Below are 18,267 nucleotides of genomic sequence, written 5' to 3' on the forward strand. Positions count from 1 at the left end.
CATGGCCGCCCATCCTTCCCCCGTCCAGGCCGCCCGGCGCCGTCGCGGCTTCTCGCTGGTCGAGCTGTTGGTCAGCCTGGCGATCGGCATGCTGGCGCTGGTGTTTGCCACGCGGCTGGTGGTCAGCGGCGAAAAGAACAAGGATGCCGCCGTCGGCGGTTCCGACTCGATGCAGAACGGCATGCTGGCGCTGTTCTCGCTCAGCGGCGACGCCGCCGACGCCGGCTGGGGCTTGAACGATACAATGCTGGCCGGCTGCGATACCGTGTTTTCCGACGCGAACGGCTATCAGCTGGCGGCTGCGCAGCGCGGCGGCGCCAACATCACGCCGTTGGCGCCGGTGGTGATCCAGTCCAACGGCGCCGACAGCGACGTGGTGTCGTTCTACAGCGGCACCTCGCAGGCTGCGGTCGGCTCGACCAAGCTGGTGACCAACTATGTGCCCGGCGACAGCACGCTGACCGTCGACAGCCCCAATCCCTACGATTTCAATGTCGGCGACGTGCTGGTGGTCGCGCCGATGACCCAGGGCGCGCGACCATGCACGCTGTTCCAGTTGTCCGGCTTTGGCATCGGCATCAATGGCAAACAGTTGCAGGTCGCCAGCGGCACGGATTTCCCGTTCAATCCGCAGGTCGGCCTTACCACGGCGTATCCGCTCAACGTCAGCTATGTCTACAACCTCGGCAGTGCCACGCGGCTGCATTTCCATACCTGGTCGGTCAACAACGGCATCCTGCTGCTGCGCTCGACCGACATGCCCGGCTCGGCACAGCGCGGTGCGTCGGTGATCGACAATGTGGTGTCGCTCAAGGCGCAGTACGGCTTCGACAACCGCGCGCTGCCGGCGTATGACCCCAACACGCCCGGCAACAGCGCAGGGCCGGTGTCGGCCGCCAGCGGCATGCGCATCGGCGTCTGGAGTTCGACCATGATCGACGCCGACAATGACGGCGTGATTGGCGGCGCCGGCGACTTCCAGCGCATCGGCTCGGTCCGGTTAGCGGTGGTCGCGCGCAGCAAAAGCGCCGAGAAGCCTGATCGCAACGGTCAGTGCGATGCCACCACCGTGCAGCCGACCGTGTTCGCCGGCAATGCGCCTGCCACGGTGGCGGCCGCGCCGGTACAGGTGAACGTGGCGGTGGCCGGCGATACGCTCGACTGGAAGTGCTATCGCTACCGGGTGTTCGAGACGATCGTGCCGATCCGTAACGCCCAGTGGAGGCCATGATGACCAAGGTTTTGTCGCCATCATCCCGGCGGCGCCAGCGCGGCCTCGCCTTGCCGGTGATGCTGATCATGCTGACGGTGATGATGGTAAGCAGCATCTACCTGCTCAAGTCGAGCACCTCGACGACGATGACCGCCGCCAACCTAGCCTACGATTCCGCGCTCAGCAAGTCCGCCGACGCCGGCCTGCACGCCGGCTTTGCCTATCTGCGTTCGGTGGTAAACCGTTCCGATCTGCTGGTCAACCAGCCGGCGCAAGGCTATGTCGCGACCTTGACGCCGACCTGGACTGTGAGCAATCCATCCTTCTGGCTCGGCGCCGTCAGCTTGCCGGTCAATCCGGCCACCGGCGACCAGGTCCAGTACGTGATCCACCGCATGTGCACTTTCACCGGGGCTTACAACGCCAGCAACAACCGCTGCCGGACCACGTCGGCGCGGCCCAACAGCCAGGCCCCGCAACCGTTCGGCACGTCGCTGGCGCTGGGTGGCTCCAAATTCCTGCAGCAGCCGCAAATCCATTATGTGGTGACGGCGCGCATCAACGGCGCGCGCGGCGCCAACGTGGTCACGCAAGCCGTGGTCTTGAAGGGACCTTAAATGAACCAGCACCTCTCCCTGCGGGCATTGCTGCTCAGTCTGACCCTGAGTTTGACCCTTGGCTTTGCGCCGTCGTCCGCCGACGCCGCCGCGACCCAGATCGCCCAGGTGCCGCTGCTTAATATCACCGGTACCGGCACCGTCAAGCCCAATCTGATGCTGCTGTTCGATAACTCCGGCTCGATGGAGCAGACTTACACGCCGGATTACGTCAACGACAGCCTGTGCCGCAGCGGCGCCACCTTGCAGGCCGGCACGACCGTCTGCGCGGTCGGCCATCCGCCGTTCATGAGCCCGGATTTCAACAAGCAGTACTACAACCCGGCGATCCGCTACGTGGTGCCGGTCAAGGCGGACGGCAGCTACTATCCCGAGCAGACCCGCGCCAATACCGCCGACTGGACCTCGGTCAGCGGCGACGGTTTCGGCGCCAGCAAGCGCGATCTCGCCGGCGCCACCGTCACCGCCAACCTCAATCTGGTGACCGGCTTCCCGGACCTGCGCTGGTGCTCCGGCGGCACCTGCCGCGCCAATACCTCCAGCTATACCTATCCGGACGCCACCTACCAGACCGCCAGCGCGGTCACCACCGGTCCGTATTACTACACCATAGGCGTGGGCCAGTTCTGCACCGACGAGACGATGAAAGTGTGCCAGTCCACCGCCGTCGGGGCGACCGCGCCGGCCGGCTACCCAGTGCCGGTCAAGGTGCGCTGGTGCAGCGACCGGCTGTTGACGCAGTGCCAGGGCAAGCGGGTCGGCACCTTCGTCTATCCAAGCTATTCGGCGCCGGCGGGGGCGGTGGCCGCGTACGGCACCATCGCCATCGGCGCCTCGGCCACCGCGACCTCGATGACCATCACCGGCGTCACCTTGACCGACGCCGGCGGCGCCCAGACCAGCCTGACCAGCGCCACCATCACCGCCGCCAGCGGCACCAATTCCGCCATCAAACAGCAAGCGGTGGCCAGCGCGCTGGCCGCCAACATCATCGCCACCACCAATCCCGCGCAAAAACAGATGTTCGCCTGCGTGCGCACGCCGACCAGCCAGTCGAACGTGCCTGCTTGCAGCGTGTTCGGCATCACCCTGGCGTCCGATAATATCGTGGCGGTGGTGCCGGTGACCTGTGCCGGCACGCCGAAAACCGTCAGCGGCTGTGTCGTCATCAGCGACGGCAGCCGCGCCGGCTGGGGGCTGACGGTGGCCGCGCCGCAGGTGGTGGTCAGCGCAATGGTGCCGGCCAAGTCGGTGATCACCTTCAGCGGCACGAGCAACACGCCCGGCAACCAGGACGCCATCTTCCGCAACCTGGCGCTGGGCACGACCACGTTGATCGGCGGCAGCAGCGGCGCCAATCCGAGCTACTTCAACATCGGCCGTAATCGGAGCGCGAGCTATGCGGCCAACGCGCTGGTCGGCCGCATCGGCGTGGCGGGCGCCATCCGCGCCTATCTGGGCGGCAGCACGCTGTGCCCCGGCCTGGCCAACACCAGCGTGTGCTTGCTGGACTACGGCGCCACGTCGAACGCCGCTGCCATCAGCAACTTCACCATGGACAACCAGGGCGGCGTGAGCTGGACGCGTGGCGCCACCAGCGGCTACCAGGCGGCCGTCAACGACGGCATTCCCATTTCCACGGCCGCCATCTCCGCCGGGTCGGGCGCGCCCAATCCGTTCGTGCGGGTCGACATCGTCAGCGGCCGGACCTATCCGAAAAGCGCCGACCGCGTCGATTGCACCGGCGCCAGTTGCAGCTACGACGAAGAGATGACCAACTTCGCCAACTGGTATGTGTACTACAAGAGCCGTCTGCAGATGATGAAGACCTCGGTGGGCCTGGCCTTCGCGGCCATCACCGGCAATTACAAGGTCGGCTACGTCAAACTGTCGAACGCGGGCGCCGGCCAGGCGATCGACCAGAAGCCGGCCGATTTCACCGGCACCGCGCGCAGCAACTGGTACAACAACCTTTACACCACCACCACCTCCGGCTCGACGCCGATCCGCACGGCGATGGACAACGTCGGCCGCATGTTCGGCAACCTGGCGCCTTACAACTACGGCGCCGGGCAGGAGGTGGTGCAATATCCCTGCCAGCAAAACTTCCTGATCCTCACCACCGACGGCTACTGGAACGGCAGCACCACCAGCAACGTGGTCAATAACGACAACCTGGAAAATCCGTCGCGCTTCTGCACCCAGGCACGCGGCTGCGTCGATGGCCGGGCGCAGGGGCAGCCGTCGATTGCCGACGTCGCGCTGCACTGGTACAACGGCGGATCGAGCACGACCACGGTGTCGTTGCGCCCGGTGCTGGAGCCGGACATGACGCGCCCCGGGTCGGTGCCGGCCGGTCTCGGCGAGAACACCCACCTGCACATGAACACCTACACGCTGGGCCTGGGCGTGGACGGCGTGATGACCTACGAGCGCAATTACGACACGGCCGCCAAGCCCGGCGGCGATTTCTATAACCTGGTCACCGGCGCCACCACTGGCTGTCCGTGGAACAACAACGGTCCCTATGTGTGGCCAGATCCCGCCACCGGCAGCACGGCCAACACCGTGCAGGAGCGGGTCGACGATCTGTGGCACGCGGCGATCAACGGTCACGGCAAATACTTCAGCGCGCAGGAGCCGAAGGAGGTTATCAGCGGCCTCAGCGAGGCGCTATCGAACATGCAGGTGCGCAGCGGCGCGGCGGCCGCCGCCGCAACGTCGACGCCGAACATCACCCTCACCGACAACGATATCTTCTCGGACACGTTCACCACCGTTAAATGGTATGGCGAGCTGTCCAAGCAAAAAATCGACATCGCCGACGGCAGCGTGCTCCCGACGCCGGTCTGGACGACCAGCAAGACCTTGGGAAAAAGGGTGGCGGCCAGCACCGACACCCGCCGCATTTATATGACCAATCCGGCAGGTGCGCCCGGCGGCGATCTGATCGATTTCCGCTTCGCCAATATGACCGGCATCACCGCCGGCTGGTTCAGCAACAAATGCGCGGCGCTGTCGCAGTGCACCTTGCTGTCGCCCGCCGACCGGGCCATCGTTAACGACGGCAACAACCTGGTCAACTGGCTGCGCGGCCAGCAACAGTATGCCGACGACAACGTGTTCCGTGCCTACACGATGACGCCGGACGACCCGAGCGGCGTGTCGACGCCGATTCCGATCGTGCTTGGCGACATCGCCTCGTCCAAGCCGGCCTTCGTGCGCGCGCCGCTGGGGGAGTACCCAGACGCCGATTACGACGCCTACAAGGACAAGTACGGCAACCCGGATGGTGCGAACTACCGCGCCGGCACGGTCTACACCGCCGCCAACGACGGCATGCTGCACGCGTTCAACGCCGAGGGCGGCGAGGAAGTATGGGCCTACGTGCCGCGCATCACGATGAAAAAGCTGCACGCGCAGGCCGGCACCACGTACGGCACCAACCACCAGTACACCACCGACGGCTCGCCCGAGGTGGCCGATGTCAAGGTCGACACGCCCTCTGGCCGTCAGTGGCGCACCATCCTGGTCGCCGGCCTGAACGGCGGGGGGCGCGGCTACTACGCGCTCGACATCACCGACACCGGCAGCGCGCCCAAGCAGTTGTGGGAATTCTGCGCCGATGCGGCCGTCTGCGCGCTCAACGATCCCGACCTGGGACTGACCTTCGGCAACCCCCAGTTCGGCACCTTGGCAGATGGCCGTTGGGTGGTCTTCGTCACCTCCGGCTACAACAACATCCCCGGCACCGACGGCGTCAACAGCGGAGACGGCAAGGGCTACCTGTACATCCTGGACGCCTACACCGGCCAGTTGCTGAAAAAGGTCGGCACCAATTCGGGCGACACCACCACGCCGTCGGGGCTGGCAAAGATCACCGCCATTTCCGACGATCCCGGCTCCGATTCCAAGGCCACCTTCATCTACGGCGGCGACAACCAGGGCCAGATGTGGCGCTTCGACCTGACGACCGCCAGCGGCGCGGTATCGGTGATTAAGATGGGCGACGCCGGCGTCACCAAGCCGATCACGACCCGGCCCGACGTCACCATGTGCGGCGTGCCGACCACGACCACCACCGGCGGCGTGACCAGCACCAGTGTGCAGGGCGTGCGCGTGGTGTTGTACGGCACCGGGCGCCTGCTGGATATTCCGGACACGTCCAGCACCGCGATCCAGAGCTTGTACCTGATCAAGGATAGCGGAGTTCCCGTCAGCAACGTCCGCGGTGCCACCATGGTGCAGCAGACGCTCAGCCTGCTCGGTTCGAGCAGCAACATCGACCGGTTTGCGATCACCAGCAACCCGGTCGACCTGTCGCAGAAGGACGGCTGGTTCTTCGACTGGTCGCTGGTGCCGGGCGAACGCATGAACCTGGACCCGCAGATCGTCGGCGGGGTGGCCAACGTGGTGACCAACCTGCCGACGTCGTCTTCGTCGTGCTCGGTGGGCGGCTCGAGCAACCTGTATCAGGTCAATGTCTGCAACGGCCATGCGGTTGGCATCAATCCGGCCGGCATCACCTTGTCGAGCACGTCGGCGGCGGTCGGTTTCATCATCGTGCGCCTGCCCAGCGGCCAGCTCAAGCTGATTTCCACGCTGGCCGACGGCCGCAAAGTGGTCAACGAGGGGCAGGAGGAGGTGGCCGCCGAGGCGCATCGGGTGGGCTGGCGGCGCGTCCGGGGGGAATAATCGGCGCCCGGCGGCCGTGAAACAATTCACACGGCACAGCCAAGTGCCGGTAAAATCGAGGGTTTTGCAGAACCGCCTTAGATCGCGAACAAATGGTCAACGATATCGACACCGCAATACCCGACAATAACGACGACGCCGCCCCGGCGGCCAGCGCCAAAACGCCGGCGCTGATCGCGCGCGAAGTGCAGCGCCGCCGCACGTTCGGCATCATTTCCCACCCGGATGCGGGTAAAACCACGCTGACCGAAAAGCTGCTGCTGTTCTCGGGCGCGATCCAGATGGCCGGCACCGTCAAGGCCCGTAAATCGGGCCGCCACGCGACCTCGGACTGGATGGAGATCGAGAAGCAGCGCGGCATTTCGGTGGCTTCGTCGGTGATGCAGTTCGAATTCCGCGACCACGTCGTCAACCTGCTCGATACGCCGGGCCACCAGGACTTCTCGGAAGATACCTACCGCGTGCTGACAGCGGTCGACTCGGCGCTGATGGTGATCGACGCCGCCAAGGGTGTGGAGGCGCAGACCATCAAGCTGCTGGCCGTCTGCCGCATGCGCAACACGCCGATCGTCACCTTCATGAACAAGATGGACCGCGAGACGCGCGATCCGCTGGAACTGCTCGACGAGCTGGAATCGGTGCTCAAGATCCAGTGCGCGCCGGTGACCTGGCCTATCGGCATGGGCAAGAACTTCCGCGGCGTGTACCACCTGCTGAACGACGAGATTATGCTGTTCAAGGCCGGCGAAGAGAAGGCCGACGGCGCCTTTGAAGTCCTCAAGGGTATCGACAATCCGCGCCTGCAGGAGATGTTCCCGCTGGAGATGGACCAGCTGCGCATGGAAGTGGAGTTGGTGCAGGGCGCGTCGCATCCGTTCGACCTGGAGCAGTTTTTGTCGGGCGTGCAGACGCCGGTGTTCTTCGGTTCCGCGATCAACAACTTCGGCGTGCGCGAGATTCTGTCCGCGCTGGTCGACTGGGCCCCGGCGCCGCGCGAGCGCGATGCGACGGTGCGCTCGGTCGATCCGAAGGAGCAGCCGTTCACCGGTTTCGTGTTCAAGATCCAGGCCAATATGGACCCGGCGCACCGCGACCGCATCGCCTTCCTGCGCGTGTGCTCGGGACGTTTCGAGCGCGGCATGAAGGTCAAGCATCTGCGCCTGGGGCGCGAGATCAAGGTCTCGTCGGTGGTGACGTTCATGGCGTCGTCGCGCGAGCAGGTGGAAGAGGCGTACGCCGGCGACATCATCGGCCTGCCGAACCACGGCAACATGCAGATCGGCGACTCCTTCTCCGAGGGCGAGCTGTTGACCTTTACGGGCATTCCGTACTTCGCTCCGGACTTCTTCCGTTCGGTGCGGATTCGTAATCCGCTCAAGATCAAGCAGTTGCACAAGGGTTTGCAGCAGCTGGGCGAGGAGGGCGCGGTGCAGGTCTTCAAGCCGGTGCAGGGCGGCGAGCTGGTATTGGGCGCGGTCGGTGTGCTGCAGTTCGAGGTGGTGGCAAGCCGCTTGTTGAACGAGTACGGCGTCGACGCCGTGTTCGAAGGCACCAGCATCAGCAGCGCGCGCTGGATTTCCAGCGACGACAAGAAGGCGCTGGCCGACTTCGAGAACGCGTTGGGACACAACGTCGCCTACGACGCCGCCGGGAATATGGCCTACCTGGCCACGTCCGGCGTCAATTTGAGGTTGACCGAGGAGCGCTGGCCGAAGCTGAAGTTCCACGCCACGCGCGAGCACTCGGCCAAACTGGTGTAAGCCGCCGGCGGCTCACAGATGGCGGATTACGGCGTTCCGCCTGATCCGCCACCGCGCCGCTCGCGCCGCATCAATGCGCCGCGAGCGCCCGCAACAGCGCCGGGACTTCGCCGCTGATTTCCCGCGCCAGATACCCCAGCGGTCCATGTTGCAGCGACAGCTGCTCGCCGGCCATCGCATGCAGGGCCACGCCCCACGCGGCGGCCTGCTCCAGCGCCGCCCCGCGTGCCGCCAGGCCCGCGATCAACCCTGCCAGCACGTCGCCCGATCCCGAAATCGCCAGGCCCGCATTGCCGCCTTCATGCCGCCACTGATTGCCCGACGGCTCGGCGATGACGGTCACCGCGCCCTTAAGCGCCACGACTGCCCGCCAATTGCCCGCCGCCGCCTGCGCCGCCTCCTCCGGCCGCGCGGCGATGTCCTCCTTTTTATCGCCCGTCAATCCGGCCAGCTCGCCCGCGTGGGGCGTCAGCAGCACCGGACTATCGAAGTGGAAGCCGTCCCGCACCAGGCACATGGCGCCGGCGTCCAGTATCAGCGGCGCGTGCGCGCAATCGGGCAGCAACGTGCGCACCAGCGCCGCGCTGGCCGCCTCGTCCTGCATGCCGGGACCGATCAACACCGCGCTGGCACGCGCACACGCCTTGTGCAAACTCGCGGCGCCATCGGCGACCAGTCCACCGTCGGGCGTCTCCCGCAGGCCGATGACGCGCGCCTCCGGCAGCGCCACGCCAAGCTGCGGCGCCACGCTGGCCGCCGTGGCGATGGTCAGCTTGCCGGCGCCCGCACGCAGCGCGGCGGTCGCCGACAGCAGCAGGGCACCCGGCATCTCGCGCGATCCGGCCACGATCAGCACATGGCCGCGCACCTCCTTGTCAGCGTCCGGCCCCGGCATGGGCAGCTTCCAGTCGCGCAGCGAGCCGGCGGTGATGGCAACCGAATGGGATGTGGTATTCATGATTTGGGGGCGGACGGCATGTCCGGCTGGTGGGTGACGGGCGTGCCGGTGTCTTCCAGCGGCGCGACGAAGTTGGCCTGCACCAGCACCAGCTTGCCGTGCTTGCCGGCCTTGGGATCGTAGCGGTATTCGGTGATGCCGCAATTGGGCACGTCGCCCATGCGGTCGATCGCCAGGATGCCTTCCTCGTCCAACCGCTCGAGCAGGTAGCGGAAGCAGTTGACGATCACCTGGTGGGCGACGATCAACACCCGCTCGCCCCGGTATTCGCGGCTGATCGTATCGAGCGTGCTGCGCAGGCGCAGGATGACGTCGCACCAGCTTTCGCCGCCGGGCGGACGGAAATAGAATTTGCCCACGTGCTGGCGCTGCTCGGCCAGGTCCGGGTATTTGTCGTGGATGCCCAATGGAGTCAGCCGGTCGAGGATGCCGAACTCCTTTTCGCGCAGGCGCTCGTCGGCCACCACGGTGTTCAGACCTTCGCGGCCCAGCTGGTCGAGCACCGCATTGGCGGTGGCGCGGGCGCGCACGTACGGCGAGAACAGCACCACCGTCGGCTGGCCGTCCTGACCGAGCGCGCGGAACCAGCCGCCCAGCGCCTGCGCCTGACGCTCGCCCAGTGGCGACAACGGCACGTCGACGTCACGCTCGGCGATGTCGATCAAGAACTGCGACGCGGCTTCGGCGGCGTCGCGCGCGACGTTGCCGGCGCTCTGGCCGTGCCGCACCAGCCAGATATGGTCGGGCCATTTTTGTTCGCGCTCCATCATTTGCCCCCGTCGCCGTCAAGATCGAGCTCGATCCACACCGGCGCGTGGTCGCTGGGTTTTTCGCGTCCGCGCACGTCGCGGTCGACGTTGGCCGCCTTCAGCGACGGCGCCAGATCGGGGCTGAGCAGCAGGTGGTCGATGCGCAGACCGGCGTTGCGCCCGTAGGCGTTGCGGAAGTAATCCCAGAAGGTGTAGATCGTCTCGTCCGGATGCATGGTGCGCAGCGCGTCGGTCCAGCCCTGGGCCAGCAGGCGGTGGAACGCTTCGCGCACCTCCGGGCGGAACAGCGCATCGTCGCCCCAGCGTTCCGGCTTGTACACATCGCGCTCGGTTGGCATGACGTTGAAGTCGCCCGCGATCACCGTCGGCGTGCCGCTGTCGAGCAGCCGGGCCGAGTGCGTGATCAGCCGCTCGAACCATTTCAATTTGTAGTCGAATTTTGGCCCGGGCGCCGGGTTGCCGTTGGGGAGATACAGGCCGCAGATCAACACGCCGTTGACCACCGCTTCGATATAGCGGCTTTGTTCATCTTCCGGATCGCCCGGCAGGCCGCGACCGACTTCGATCGGCGCCACGCCGCGCGCGAGGATGGCGACGCCGTTCCAGCTTTTCTGGCCGTGCCAGATGGCCTGGTAGCCCGCTTCATTAATGGCCGCTTCGGGGAATTTTTCCTGCGGCGCTTTGAGCTCCTGCAGGCAGACGGCGTCCGGCTGCGTCTCGTGCAGCCATTGGAGCAGGGCGGGCAGGCGGCTGCCGATGCCGTTGACGTTGAAGGTGGCGATGCGCATGGAACTCCTTGTGTACGTTGCTGACGCGCGGCTATTCGTCGGAGACGACGGTGATCATCCCGTTCGCCTCCAAAAACAGGCACTTCATTTTATCTTGCGGGCAGTTGGCTTCGCGCAGCGCCTGATCGACGTCGCCCTTCCCCACATGGTTGCGGCGCATCGCGTCCTGGAACACCTTGCCGTCGCGCCCCAGCAGCACCGCTTCGCCGTCGATGATGGCGGCGATCTTCTCGCTGCGCGACGTGGCCACCGCGATCACCACATTGAGCACGATCAGCGTCAGTGCCAGGATCAACGCGCCGGGGATCGAGTCGTCGCCGCCGGACAGCGATGACGACACCGCCTCACTGAGCAGCATCACGACCAGCAGGTCGAACGGCGTGAACTGTCCCACCGTGCGCTTGCCGGAGAAACGCATCATGATCAGCAAGGCGACGTACACGATGCTGGCGCGCAAGACGAATTCCCACCATGGCAATTCCATGTCGAACATGCTTTTCTCCCGTACGATTTACGCCGATGCCTCCGACCTTTTCATTGCATTATAGTCAGCACATCGGGGGCATGGCGCGCAGGTGCCGAGCAGGATCGCGGCGGCGGTGAGGCAGCGCACATAGCGCGGGCGGCCACGCCGCTAAGCTGTGCACATGCCTGATTGGATTGATCTTATGCAGTGGCCAGCGATGGCGGTGACAGTGCTTGCCGCGTGGCTGGTCGCGTCCACCCGCCATACCCGCCGCAAGCTCGGATTCTGGTGTTTTTTAACCAGCAACGTGCTGTGGGTGATATGGGGCCTGCATGACGACGCCTATGCGCTGATCGCGCTTCAACTGTGCCTGGTCGCCACCAACATCCGCGGCGCCTTCAAGAACGAAGACAAGCCCGCCGAGGAAAAATAGCGTAGCCGCGTGAGGTCCGCAGGGCAGGGCTATGGAGGCACGATGCTGGCTACTTGGCGGCGACCGCCAGCGGCTTGCCCTTGTCGACCACGAACACTCCCACCAGTTTGAGCGTGCCGGCGCCGGCGTTGACGGCGTCGTGGACGGTGCCGGCCGGGATGATGTACGACTCGCCGGCCTTGATGCGGCGCGGGTCCTCGCCGTCGATGACCAGATCCGCTTCGCCTTCCAACACGTAGCCGATTTCATCGCCCGGGTGCGAGTGGCGCCCGGCGGTGGCGCCCTTGTCCAGCTCCACGCGGGCGACGACGGCCTCGCGGCCCGGCACCGAGACGGCGCCTTTCTGGATCACGGTGCGGCGGATCGCCGACGATTGCGCCAGCGCGGTCGCCGTCACGGCGCTGGCGGCCAGCAGCAGTATCGGCAGGGCCAGGCGGATTCTCGGGTAGGGGCTGGGGAGCGGCTGTGGCATGGCGTATCCTTTTCTGTAATGGATCGAACCTGGGAGCGCGAAAGCGCCGCTCGATTCTACGCCTGTCCGCGCCGTCCCAGCCAATAGGCGTCGGCCACCGAGCCCACCCAACATAGCAGGATCACCAGCGAGGCCGCGTTGGTGGCCGGATTGTCAACGCCGGTCGCGTGGATACGCTCGACGATCCGGACCGGATCGATCGCCAGCTTGCCGCTGTTGATTTCATCGACCAGGGTCTGGGCCAACGCCAGCGTGGTGCGCAGCAGGAAGCCGACGGCCAGCAGCGCCGGAACGATGAACAGGCAGCCGCGCAGCGGCCGTTTCAACACCAGATGCCCGAGGCCGGGGAAAATCAGCGCCGACACCAGGGCCGCCTTGGTAGTGGGTTTCATCATGCGTGTGTGGTTCCGTTCGTTGTAGCTGTTGTTTATTGGTAGCGCTGGCGCCAAGTTGAGACATCGCAAGATTGCGTTGGGGTACGAGGCGTAGATTACAGCATGTTACCTGCGGGGGAAAATCATGCGCGCCATCTTCGGAATCGTCACAATGCTCAGCTGCTTGTCTGTCAACGCCATCGCCGAGCCTGGCGAGAAGGATGCCGTCGCGCTGGCCGAGCGCGGGGCGCAGTTCATCAAAACCTACGGCAAAGCGGAAATGATCGCCCGCATCAACCGCAAGGACCCGCTGTTCAACCACGGCGCGCTGTATCTGGCGATGCGCGACATGCACGGCATCACCATCGCCCATCCCACCCACGCGTTGATCGGCAAGGATTTCCTCGACGTGCCGGACGCCGACGGCAAGGCGTTCCGCCACGAGATGGTGGCCGTCGCCCAAGGCAGCGGCAAAGGGTGGGTCGACTACAAATTTCGCAATCCGGCAACCGGCAAGGTCGCACCCAAGAGCACCTATGTGCTGCGGGTGGACGACGTGGCGCTGGAAGCCGGCATCTATAAACACTGACCGGTCAATGTCATGCTGAGCAAACTTCGCATAGGTCCTAAACTGTTGTTGGCGCCCGGTGTGGTGCTGATCCTGCTGATTTGCCTGTCCGCTGCGGCCTACCTCGGCATGGTGCGGCAAAACGCGTCGCTTGAAAACATGGTGCAGCAGCGCGCGGTGCGCCTGAAGGCGACCGCCGACCTGGTGGCCGGCACCAACCGTGCGCACACCGAAATCTATCAACTGCTCACGTGGATCAACGCCAGCTTCGCGCCGGCTCGCATCGATGGGCTGGTGCGCGGCATCCACACCCGCCACGCGGCGCTGGACCGCCAGTTCGCGCAGCTGGAGATGGTGACCCAATCAAGTCCGGCCGAGCGCCGTTTCGTGGTGCAGTCGCAGGCCGCGCATGCCCAGTATGTGAAGGCGGTCGCCGACGTGATCGAGCTGGGGATGGCCGATCATTCAATGGCCGCCAATGCCATGTTCAAGGCCGAGCGGGCGTTCGACGTGGTGTCGCAGCGGCTCGACGAGCTGTCGCGGCTCGAGCAGTCGCTTAGCGAACGCGCCTTTACGGAGGCGGAATCGGAATTCACCAGCGTGTCGGTCTGGATGCCGATCATGGTAGCGATATCAATTGTCTTGTCGTTACTGGTGACGATGGCGGTGCGTAACGCGTTGCTCAGGGAGGTGCGCGAGATTGGCGCGGCGGCGATCGATCTGGCCGAGGGCAACCTGACGGTCAAGACCCGCGTCTACGGCAGGGACGAGATCTCCGAGACCTCGCGCGCGCTCGACACCAGCATTCGCAATCTGAACACCACGCTCAAGACGATACTGGCGTCGGCCGAATCGATGGATACCGCCTCGCGCTCGGTGCTCCAGGGTAGCGTGGACCTGACGCAGCGCGCCGAGCGTCATGCCAGCTCGCTGGGCGAGACCAGCGGCGCGATGCGCGAGCTCAGTTCCACCGTCGCGAAGACGGCCAACAACGCGCAGCTGGCCAATCAGCTGGTGCGCTGCGCCACCAACTTCGCGCTGCGTGGCGGCGGCGTGGTGCAGCGGCTGGTGGTGACGATGGCGTCGATACGCGGCAGTTCGCGCAAGGTGGTGGACATCGTCGGCGTCATCGACGGGCTGGCGTTCCAGACCAACCTGGTGGCCTTGAACGCGGCGGTGGAGGCGGCGCGCGCCGGCGCCCAGGGCGAGGCGTTCGCGCAGGTGGCCAGCGAGGTGCTCAATCTGGCGCAGCGCTCGGCCAAGGCGGCCGGCGACAGCATGGCGGAGATCGTGTCGTCGGTGCAGCAGGTGGGCGACATCATCGGCCAGATCAGCGAAGCCAGCGCCGAGCAGGCCGAGGGCTTGCAGGGCGCGCACATGGCGATCCTGGAAATGGACCAGGTGACGCAGCAGAACCTGGCGCTGGTGCGCCAGGCGGCAGCGGCGTCCACCGGGTTGCAGCGCCAGGCGCTCAATTTGTCGGAGGCGGTGGCGATGTTCAAGCTGGAAGAAGGGCAGGAGCCGACCAGACCCCAGCAACCGGGCTCGCCGCGGGTAGTGCGCCTGCGGCTGGCGTCGATTAGGCATTGAGCACACGCGTGGGGTGTTGCGGATCGTGGGGTCTATCGCGTCTCATGCACCGCGGTGGCGGAGCCAAATATAGTCTGAACCACGTAGAGCGGATTAGCGAAGCGTAATCCGCCATGCATGCGTCGCCACCGCGCCACCTTCAACCCCCGACCGCACCGCGCCAGCGATCACCCGGGCGCTTCACGTAGTTGTCGACGAAATACCCCCACGGCATGGCGATCGGTATCATCACCACCAGCAGGCAGGCGAACACGTTCTCCATCATCGCCTGGTCGAGCGCCCCCGCGCGCCACGCCGGCAGCGCGACAATGGCCAGCCACAGCGTTTTCCACACGAGCTCCCACAGCAGCACGGGCAGCATGCGCAGCGGATAACGCACACCGACCGCGCACAGCAATCCGAAAGCGGCCAGCATGCAGTTGACGAAACCCTGCATCAATTCCCACGGCTTGTCATGATGAATAATCCCCGGCCACACGACCACGCCCAAGCCCACGGCAATGATCAGATAGACGGCCCTCAGCAAATACAGGCGTGGCAAAGATACTGGATGCATCGTTTAGCTCCCGGATATGGAAAATATCTATCTTATAACGAAAAAAGCAGGCGGAACCGCGAGGTTCGCCTGCTTTTTTGGCTCTCGCGGCATGCCGCGCGAGCAGTCGTTACTCGTAGTCGCTCATCGGCGCGCAGCCGCAGAACAGGTTACGGTCGCCGTAGACGTTGTCGGCGCGGCCGACCGGCGGCCAGTACTTCTGCTTGCGCAGCGACGGCACAGGGTAGGCCGCCACTTCGCGGCTGTACTTGCGCTCCCACTTGTCGGCCGTCAGCACCTCGGCGGTGTGCGGCGCGAACTTGAGCGGGTTGTCCAGCTTGTCGAACTCGCCGCTTTCCACTTTGGCGATCTCGCCGCGAATGGCGATCATGGCGTCGATGAAGCGGTCCATCTCGGCCTTCGATTCGCTTTCGGTCGGCTCGATCATCAAGGTGCCCGGCACCGGGAAGCTCATGGTCGGCGCGTGGAAGCCGAAGTCCATCAGGCGCTTGGCGACATCTTCGTTGCTGATGCCGGTCGCGTCCTGCAGCTGGCGCAGGTCGATGATGCACTCGTGCGCCACCAGGCCGTCGTGGCCCGAGTACAGTACCGGGTAGTGCGGCGACAGGCGGCGCGCGATGTAGTTGGCGCTCAGGATCGCGGTTTCGGTGGCGGCGGTCAGGCCTTCGGCGCCCATCATCGCGATGTACATCCACGAAATCGGCAGGATGCTGGCCGAACCATACGGCGCGGCGCTGACCGAGCCGATACCGGCGTTGTCGCGGATATAGCCGTTCGAACGCTGGTTCGGCAGGAACTTGGCCAGGTGCGCGCCAACGCCGATCGGGCCGACGCCAGGACCGCCGCCGCCGTGCGGAATGCAGAAGGTCTTGTGCAGGTTCAGGTGCGAGACGTCGCCGCCGAACGCGCCCGGAGCGGCCACGCCGACCAGCGCGTTCATGTTGGCGCCGTCGATGTAGACCTGGCCGCCGTGGCTATGAACGATCTCGCACAGCTCCTGGATGCCTTCCTCGAACACGCCGTGGGTCGAAGGGTAGGTCACCATGACGGCGGCCAGGTTCTTCGAGTGCAGTTCGGCCTTGGCCTTCAAATCGGCCAGGTCGACGTTGCCGTTGGCGTCGCAGGCGGTGACCACCACCTGCATGCCGACCATGTTGGCCGATGCCGGGTTGGTGCCGTGCGCCGACGATGGAATCAGGCAGATGTTGCGATGGCCTTCGCCACGCGACTGGTGGTAGGCCTGGATCACCAGCAGACCGGCGTACTCGCCCTGCGAGCCGGCGTTGGGCTGCAGCGAGATGGCGGCGTAGCCGGTCACCGCGCACAGCATCTCTTCCAGCTGGCCGATCATTTCGCGGTAGCCGACGGTCTGGCTGTCCGGCGCGAACGGGTGGATGTTGGAGAACTCGGGCCAGGTGACCGGAATCATTTCGCTGGTGGCGTTAAGCTTCATGGTGCACGAACCGAGCGGTATCATGGTGCGGTCCAGCGCCAGGTCCTTGTCCGCCAGGCTGCGCAGGTAGCGCAGCATTTCGGTTTCAGAGTGGTAGCGGTTGAACACCGGGTGCGTCAGGTACTCGCTCGAACGCGCCAGCGATGCCGGGAACGACTCGGCGACGGCCGCTTCGACGGTGTCGAAATCCGGGCCGTGGGCCGGGCCGCCGACCGGGTGGGCGAACACGGTCCACAGCAGCGCGATGTCTTCGCGCGTGGTGGTCTCGTCGAGCGAGACGCCGACGTGCGAGGCGTCGATCACGCGCAGGTTGACGCCGTGCGAGTGGGCCGACGCGTGCAGCTGCTCGGCGTTGGCGGTGGAGATGGTCAGCGTGTCGAAGAAGCTGTCGTTGGTGACGGTGTAGCCGAGCGTCTTCAGGTTAGCAGCGAGCACGCCGGTGTAGCGGTGCACGCGTTGGGCGATCTGCAGCAGGCCTTTAGGACCGTGGTAGACGGCGTACATCGACGCCATCACCGCTAGCAGCACTTGCGCGGTGCAGATGTTGGAGGTGGCTTTTTCGCGGCGGATGTGCTGCTCGCGGGTTTGCAGCGCCAGACGATAGGCCTTGTTGCCCTGGGCGTCGATGGTGACGCCGACCAGGCGGCCGGACATGCTGCGTTTGAATTCGTCGCGGGTCGACAGGTAGCCGGCGTGCGGGCCGCCAAAGCCCAGCGGTACGCCGAAGCGCTGGCTGTTGCCGACGACGACGTCCGCGCCCCATTCGCCAGGTGGCGTGAGCATGGTCAGCGCCAGCAGGTCGGCGGCGACAACCACCATCGTACCCTTGGCCTTGATCGTCTCGACATCGGCCTTGTAGTCGCGCACCACGCCGTTGACGCCGGGGTACTGCAGCAGCACGCCGAAGGCTTCACCGATGCCGGACAATTCGGCCGGGTGGAAGCCCTTGACTTCGATGCCCAGCGGCTTGGCGCGGGTTTCGATCACTTCGCGCGTTTGCGGCAGCACGTCGTCGGCGACGTAGAACACGTTCGACTTCGACTTGCCCACGCGCTGGATCAGGGTCATCGCTTCGGCGGCGGCAGTGCCTTCGTCCAGCATCGACGCGTTGGCGATGCCCATGCCGGTCAGGTCGGTGATGGTTTGCTGGAAGTTCAGGATCGCTTCCAGGCGGCCTTGCGAGATCTCCGGCTGGTACGGCGTGTACGCGGTGTACCAGGCCGGGTTTTCGAAGATATTGCGCAGCACCACGCCCGGAGTCAGCGTGTTGTAGTAGCCCTGGCCGATCATCGACTTCAGGACCTTGTTCTTGCTGGCGATTTTCTTCAGCTTGTTCAGCGCCTCCTGCTCCGGCATCGGCTGCGTGTACGCGCCCAGCGGCAGCGTGGCCTTGTTGCGGATGTTGGCAGGGACGATGGTGTCGATCAGGGCTGCGCGCGAGGCGTAGCCGAGGACATCCAGCATGGCTTGCTGTTCTGCGGCGTCGGGGCCGATGTGGCGTGCGATGAAAGCATCGCGTGCTTCGAGTTGGGTCAGGCTTGAACGGGTCATAAT

The 18,267-nt window shown here is 65.4% G+C and carries 15 protein-coding genes; 7 read left to right on the forward strand and 8 right to left on the reverse strand.

The genetic code is table 11. The features are described from left to right. Nucleotide 1: 1 nt before the first annotated feature. From ACZ0BA_RS05670 to ACZ0BA_RS05685, 4 genes are all read left to right on the forward strand, one after another. Nucleotides 2-1,231 (forward strand): PilW family protein, encoded by a 1,230-nt coding sequence (locus tag ACZ0BA_RS05670; protein WP_463450351.1) that lies wholly within the window; start codon nt 2-4, stop codon nt 1,229-1,231. Continuing rightward, nucleotides 1,231-1,830 carry a pilus assembly PilX family protein gene (locus ACZ0BA_RS05675; RefSeq protein WP_463450352.1) on the forward strand — a complete coding sequence of 200 codons (600 nt, stop codon included), beginning with the start codon at nt 1,231-1,233 and terminating at the stop codon, nt 1,828-1,830. Before ACZ0BA_RS05670 ends, ACZ0BA_RS05675 begins: the two co-directional genes overlap by 1 nt. Continuing rightward, entirely contained in the window at nt 1,831-6,525 is a 4,695-nt protein-coding gene (locus ACZ0BA_RS05680) for a PilC/PilY family type IV pilus protein (RefSeq protein WP_463450353.1), read from the forward strand. It begins immediately after the preceding gene. Nucleotides 6,526-6,617: 92 nt separating this feature from the next. Next, a complete protein-coding gene (locus ACZ0BA_RS05685) occupies nt 6,618-8,285 on the forward strand; it encodes a peptide chain release factor 3 (protein WP_463450354.1) in 1,668 nt (555 codons plus the stop codon). 70 nt (nt 8,286-8,355) lie between these two features. Here ACZ0BA_RS05685 and ACZ0BA_RS05690 read toward each other — a convergent pair whose 3' ends face one another. Genes ACZ0BA_RS05690 through ACZ0BA_RS05705 form a run of 4 tightly spaced genes read right to left on the reverse strand, consistent with a single transcriptional unit; the run spans nt 8,356 to nt 11,294 of the window. Then, entirely contained in the window at nt 8,356-9,243 is an 888-nt protein-coding gene (locus ACZ0BA_RS05690; RefSeq protein WP_463450355.1) for an NAD(P)H-hydrate dehydratase, read from the reverse strand. Continuing rightward, complete coding sequence (locus tag ACZ0BA_RS05695) at nt 9,240-10,013, reverse strand: histidine phosphatase family protein (RefSeq protein ID WP_463450356.1); 774 nt, start codon at nt 10,011-10,013, stop codon at nt 9,240-9,242. The genes ACZ0BA_RS05690 and ACZ0BA_RS05695 overlap by 4 nt, the downstream gene beginning before the upstream one ends. Beyond that, the gene (xth, locus tag ACZ0BA_RS05700) at nt 10,010-10,801 is read right to left on the reverse strand and encodes an exodeoxyribonuclease III (protein WP_463450357.1); all 792 of its coding nucleotides are present in this window, start codon (nt 10,799-10,801) and stop codon (nt 10,010-10,012) included. The genes ACZ0BA_RS05695 and xth overlap by 4 nt, the downstream gene beginning before the upstream one ends. Before the next feature lie 31 nt (nt 10,802-10,832). After that, nucleotides 10,833-11,294, reverse strand: coding sequence for a DUF421 domain-containing protein (locus ACZ0BA_RS05705; RefSeq protein WP_463450358.1), 462 nt, complete (start codon nt 11,292-11,294; stop codon nt 10,833-10,835). Between the two features lie 175 nt (nt 11,295-11,469). Between ACZ0BA_RS05705 and ACZ0BA_RS05710 the strand changes: the two genes are divergently transcribed. Continuing rightward, complete coding sequence (locus ACZ0BA_RS05710) at nt 11,470-11,700, forward strand: hypothetical protein (protein ID WP_463450359.1); 231 nt, start codon at nt 11,470-11,472, stop codon at nt 11,698-11,700. Nucleotides 11,701-11,749: 49 nt separating this feature from the next. Here ACZ0BA_RS05710 and ACZ0BA_RS05715 read toward each other — a convergent pair whose 3' ends face one another. Together ACZ0BA_RS05715 and ACZ0BA_RS05720 are read right to left on the reverse strand one after the other, a co-directional pair. Next, nucleotides 11,750-12,172, reverse strand: a complete 423-nt coding sequence (locus ACZ0BA_RS05715; RefSeq protein WP_463450360.1) for a cupin domain-containing protein — start codon at nt 12,170-12,172, stop codon at nt 11,750-11,752. Nucleotides 12,173-12,228: 56 nt separating this feature from the next. Then, the gene (locus ACZ0BA_RS05720; protein WP_463450361.1) at nt 12,229-12,567 is read right to left on the reverse strand and encodes a DUF6677 family protein; all 339 of its coding nucleotides are present in this window, start codon (nt 12,565-12,567) and stop codon (nt 12,229-12,231) included. Nucleotides 12,568-12,691: 124 nt separating this feature from the next. Between ACZ0BA_RS05720 and ACZ0BA_RS05725 the strand changes: the two genes are divergently transcribed. Together ACZ0BA_RS05725 and ACZ0BA_RS05730 are read left to right on the forward strand one after the other, a co-directional pair. Next, nucleotides 12,692-13,135 carry a cache domain-containing protein gene (locus ACZ0BA_RS05725; protein ID WP_463450362.1) on the forward strand — a complete coding sequence of 148 codons (444 nt, stop codon included), beginning with the start codon at nt 12,692-12,694 and terminating at the stop codon, nt 13,133-13,135. A gap of 12 nt (nt 13,136-13,147) precedes the next feature. Then, nucleotides 13,148-14,704, forward strand: a complete 1,557-nt coding sequence (locus ACZ0BA_RS05730; RefSeq protein WP_463450363.1) for a methyl-accepting chemotaxis protein — start codon at nt 13,148-13,150, stop codon at nt 14,702-14,704. 139 nt (nt 14,705-14,843) lie between these two features. Here ACZ0BA_RS05730 and ACZ0BA_RS05735 read toward each other — a convergent pair whose 3' ends face one another. Both ACZ0BA_RS05735 and gcvP read right to left on the reverse strand, forming a co-directional pair. Beyond that, entirely contained in the window at nt 14,844-15,260 is a 417-nt protein-coding gene (locus ACZ0BA_RS05735) for a hypothetical protein (protein WP_463450364.1), read from the reverse strand. A gap of 109 nt (nt 15,261-15,369) precedes the next feature. Further along, a complete protein-coding gene (gene gcvP, locus ACZ0BA_RS05740) occupies nt 15,370-18,264 on the reverse strand; it encodes an aminomethyl-transferring glycine dehydrogenase (RefSeq protein ID WP_463450365.1) in 2,895 nt (964 codons plus the stop codon). Between the last annotated feature and the right edge of the window lie 3 nt (nt 18,265-18,267).

The organism is Duganella sp. AC917 (assembly GCF_979258245.1).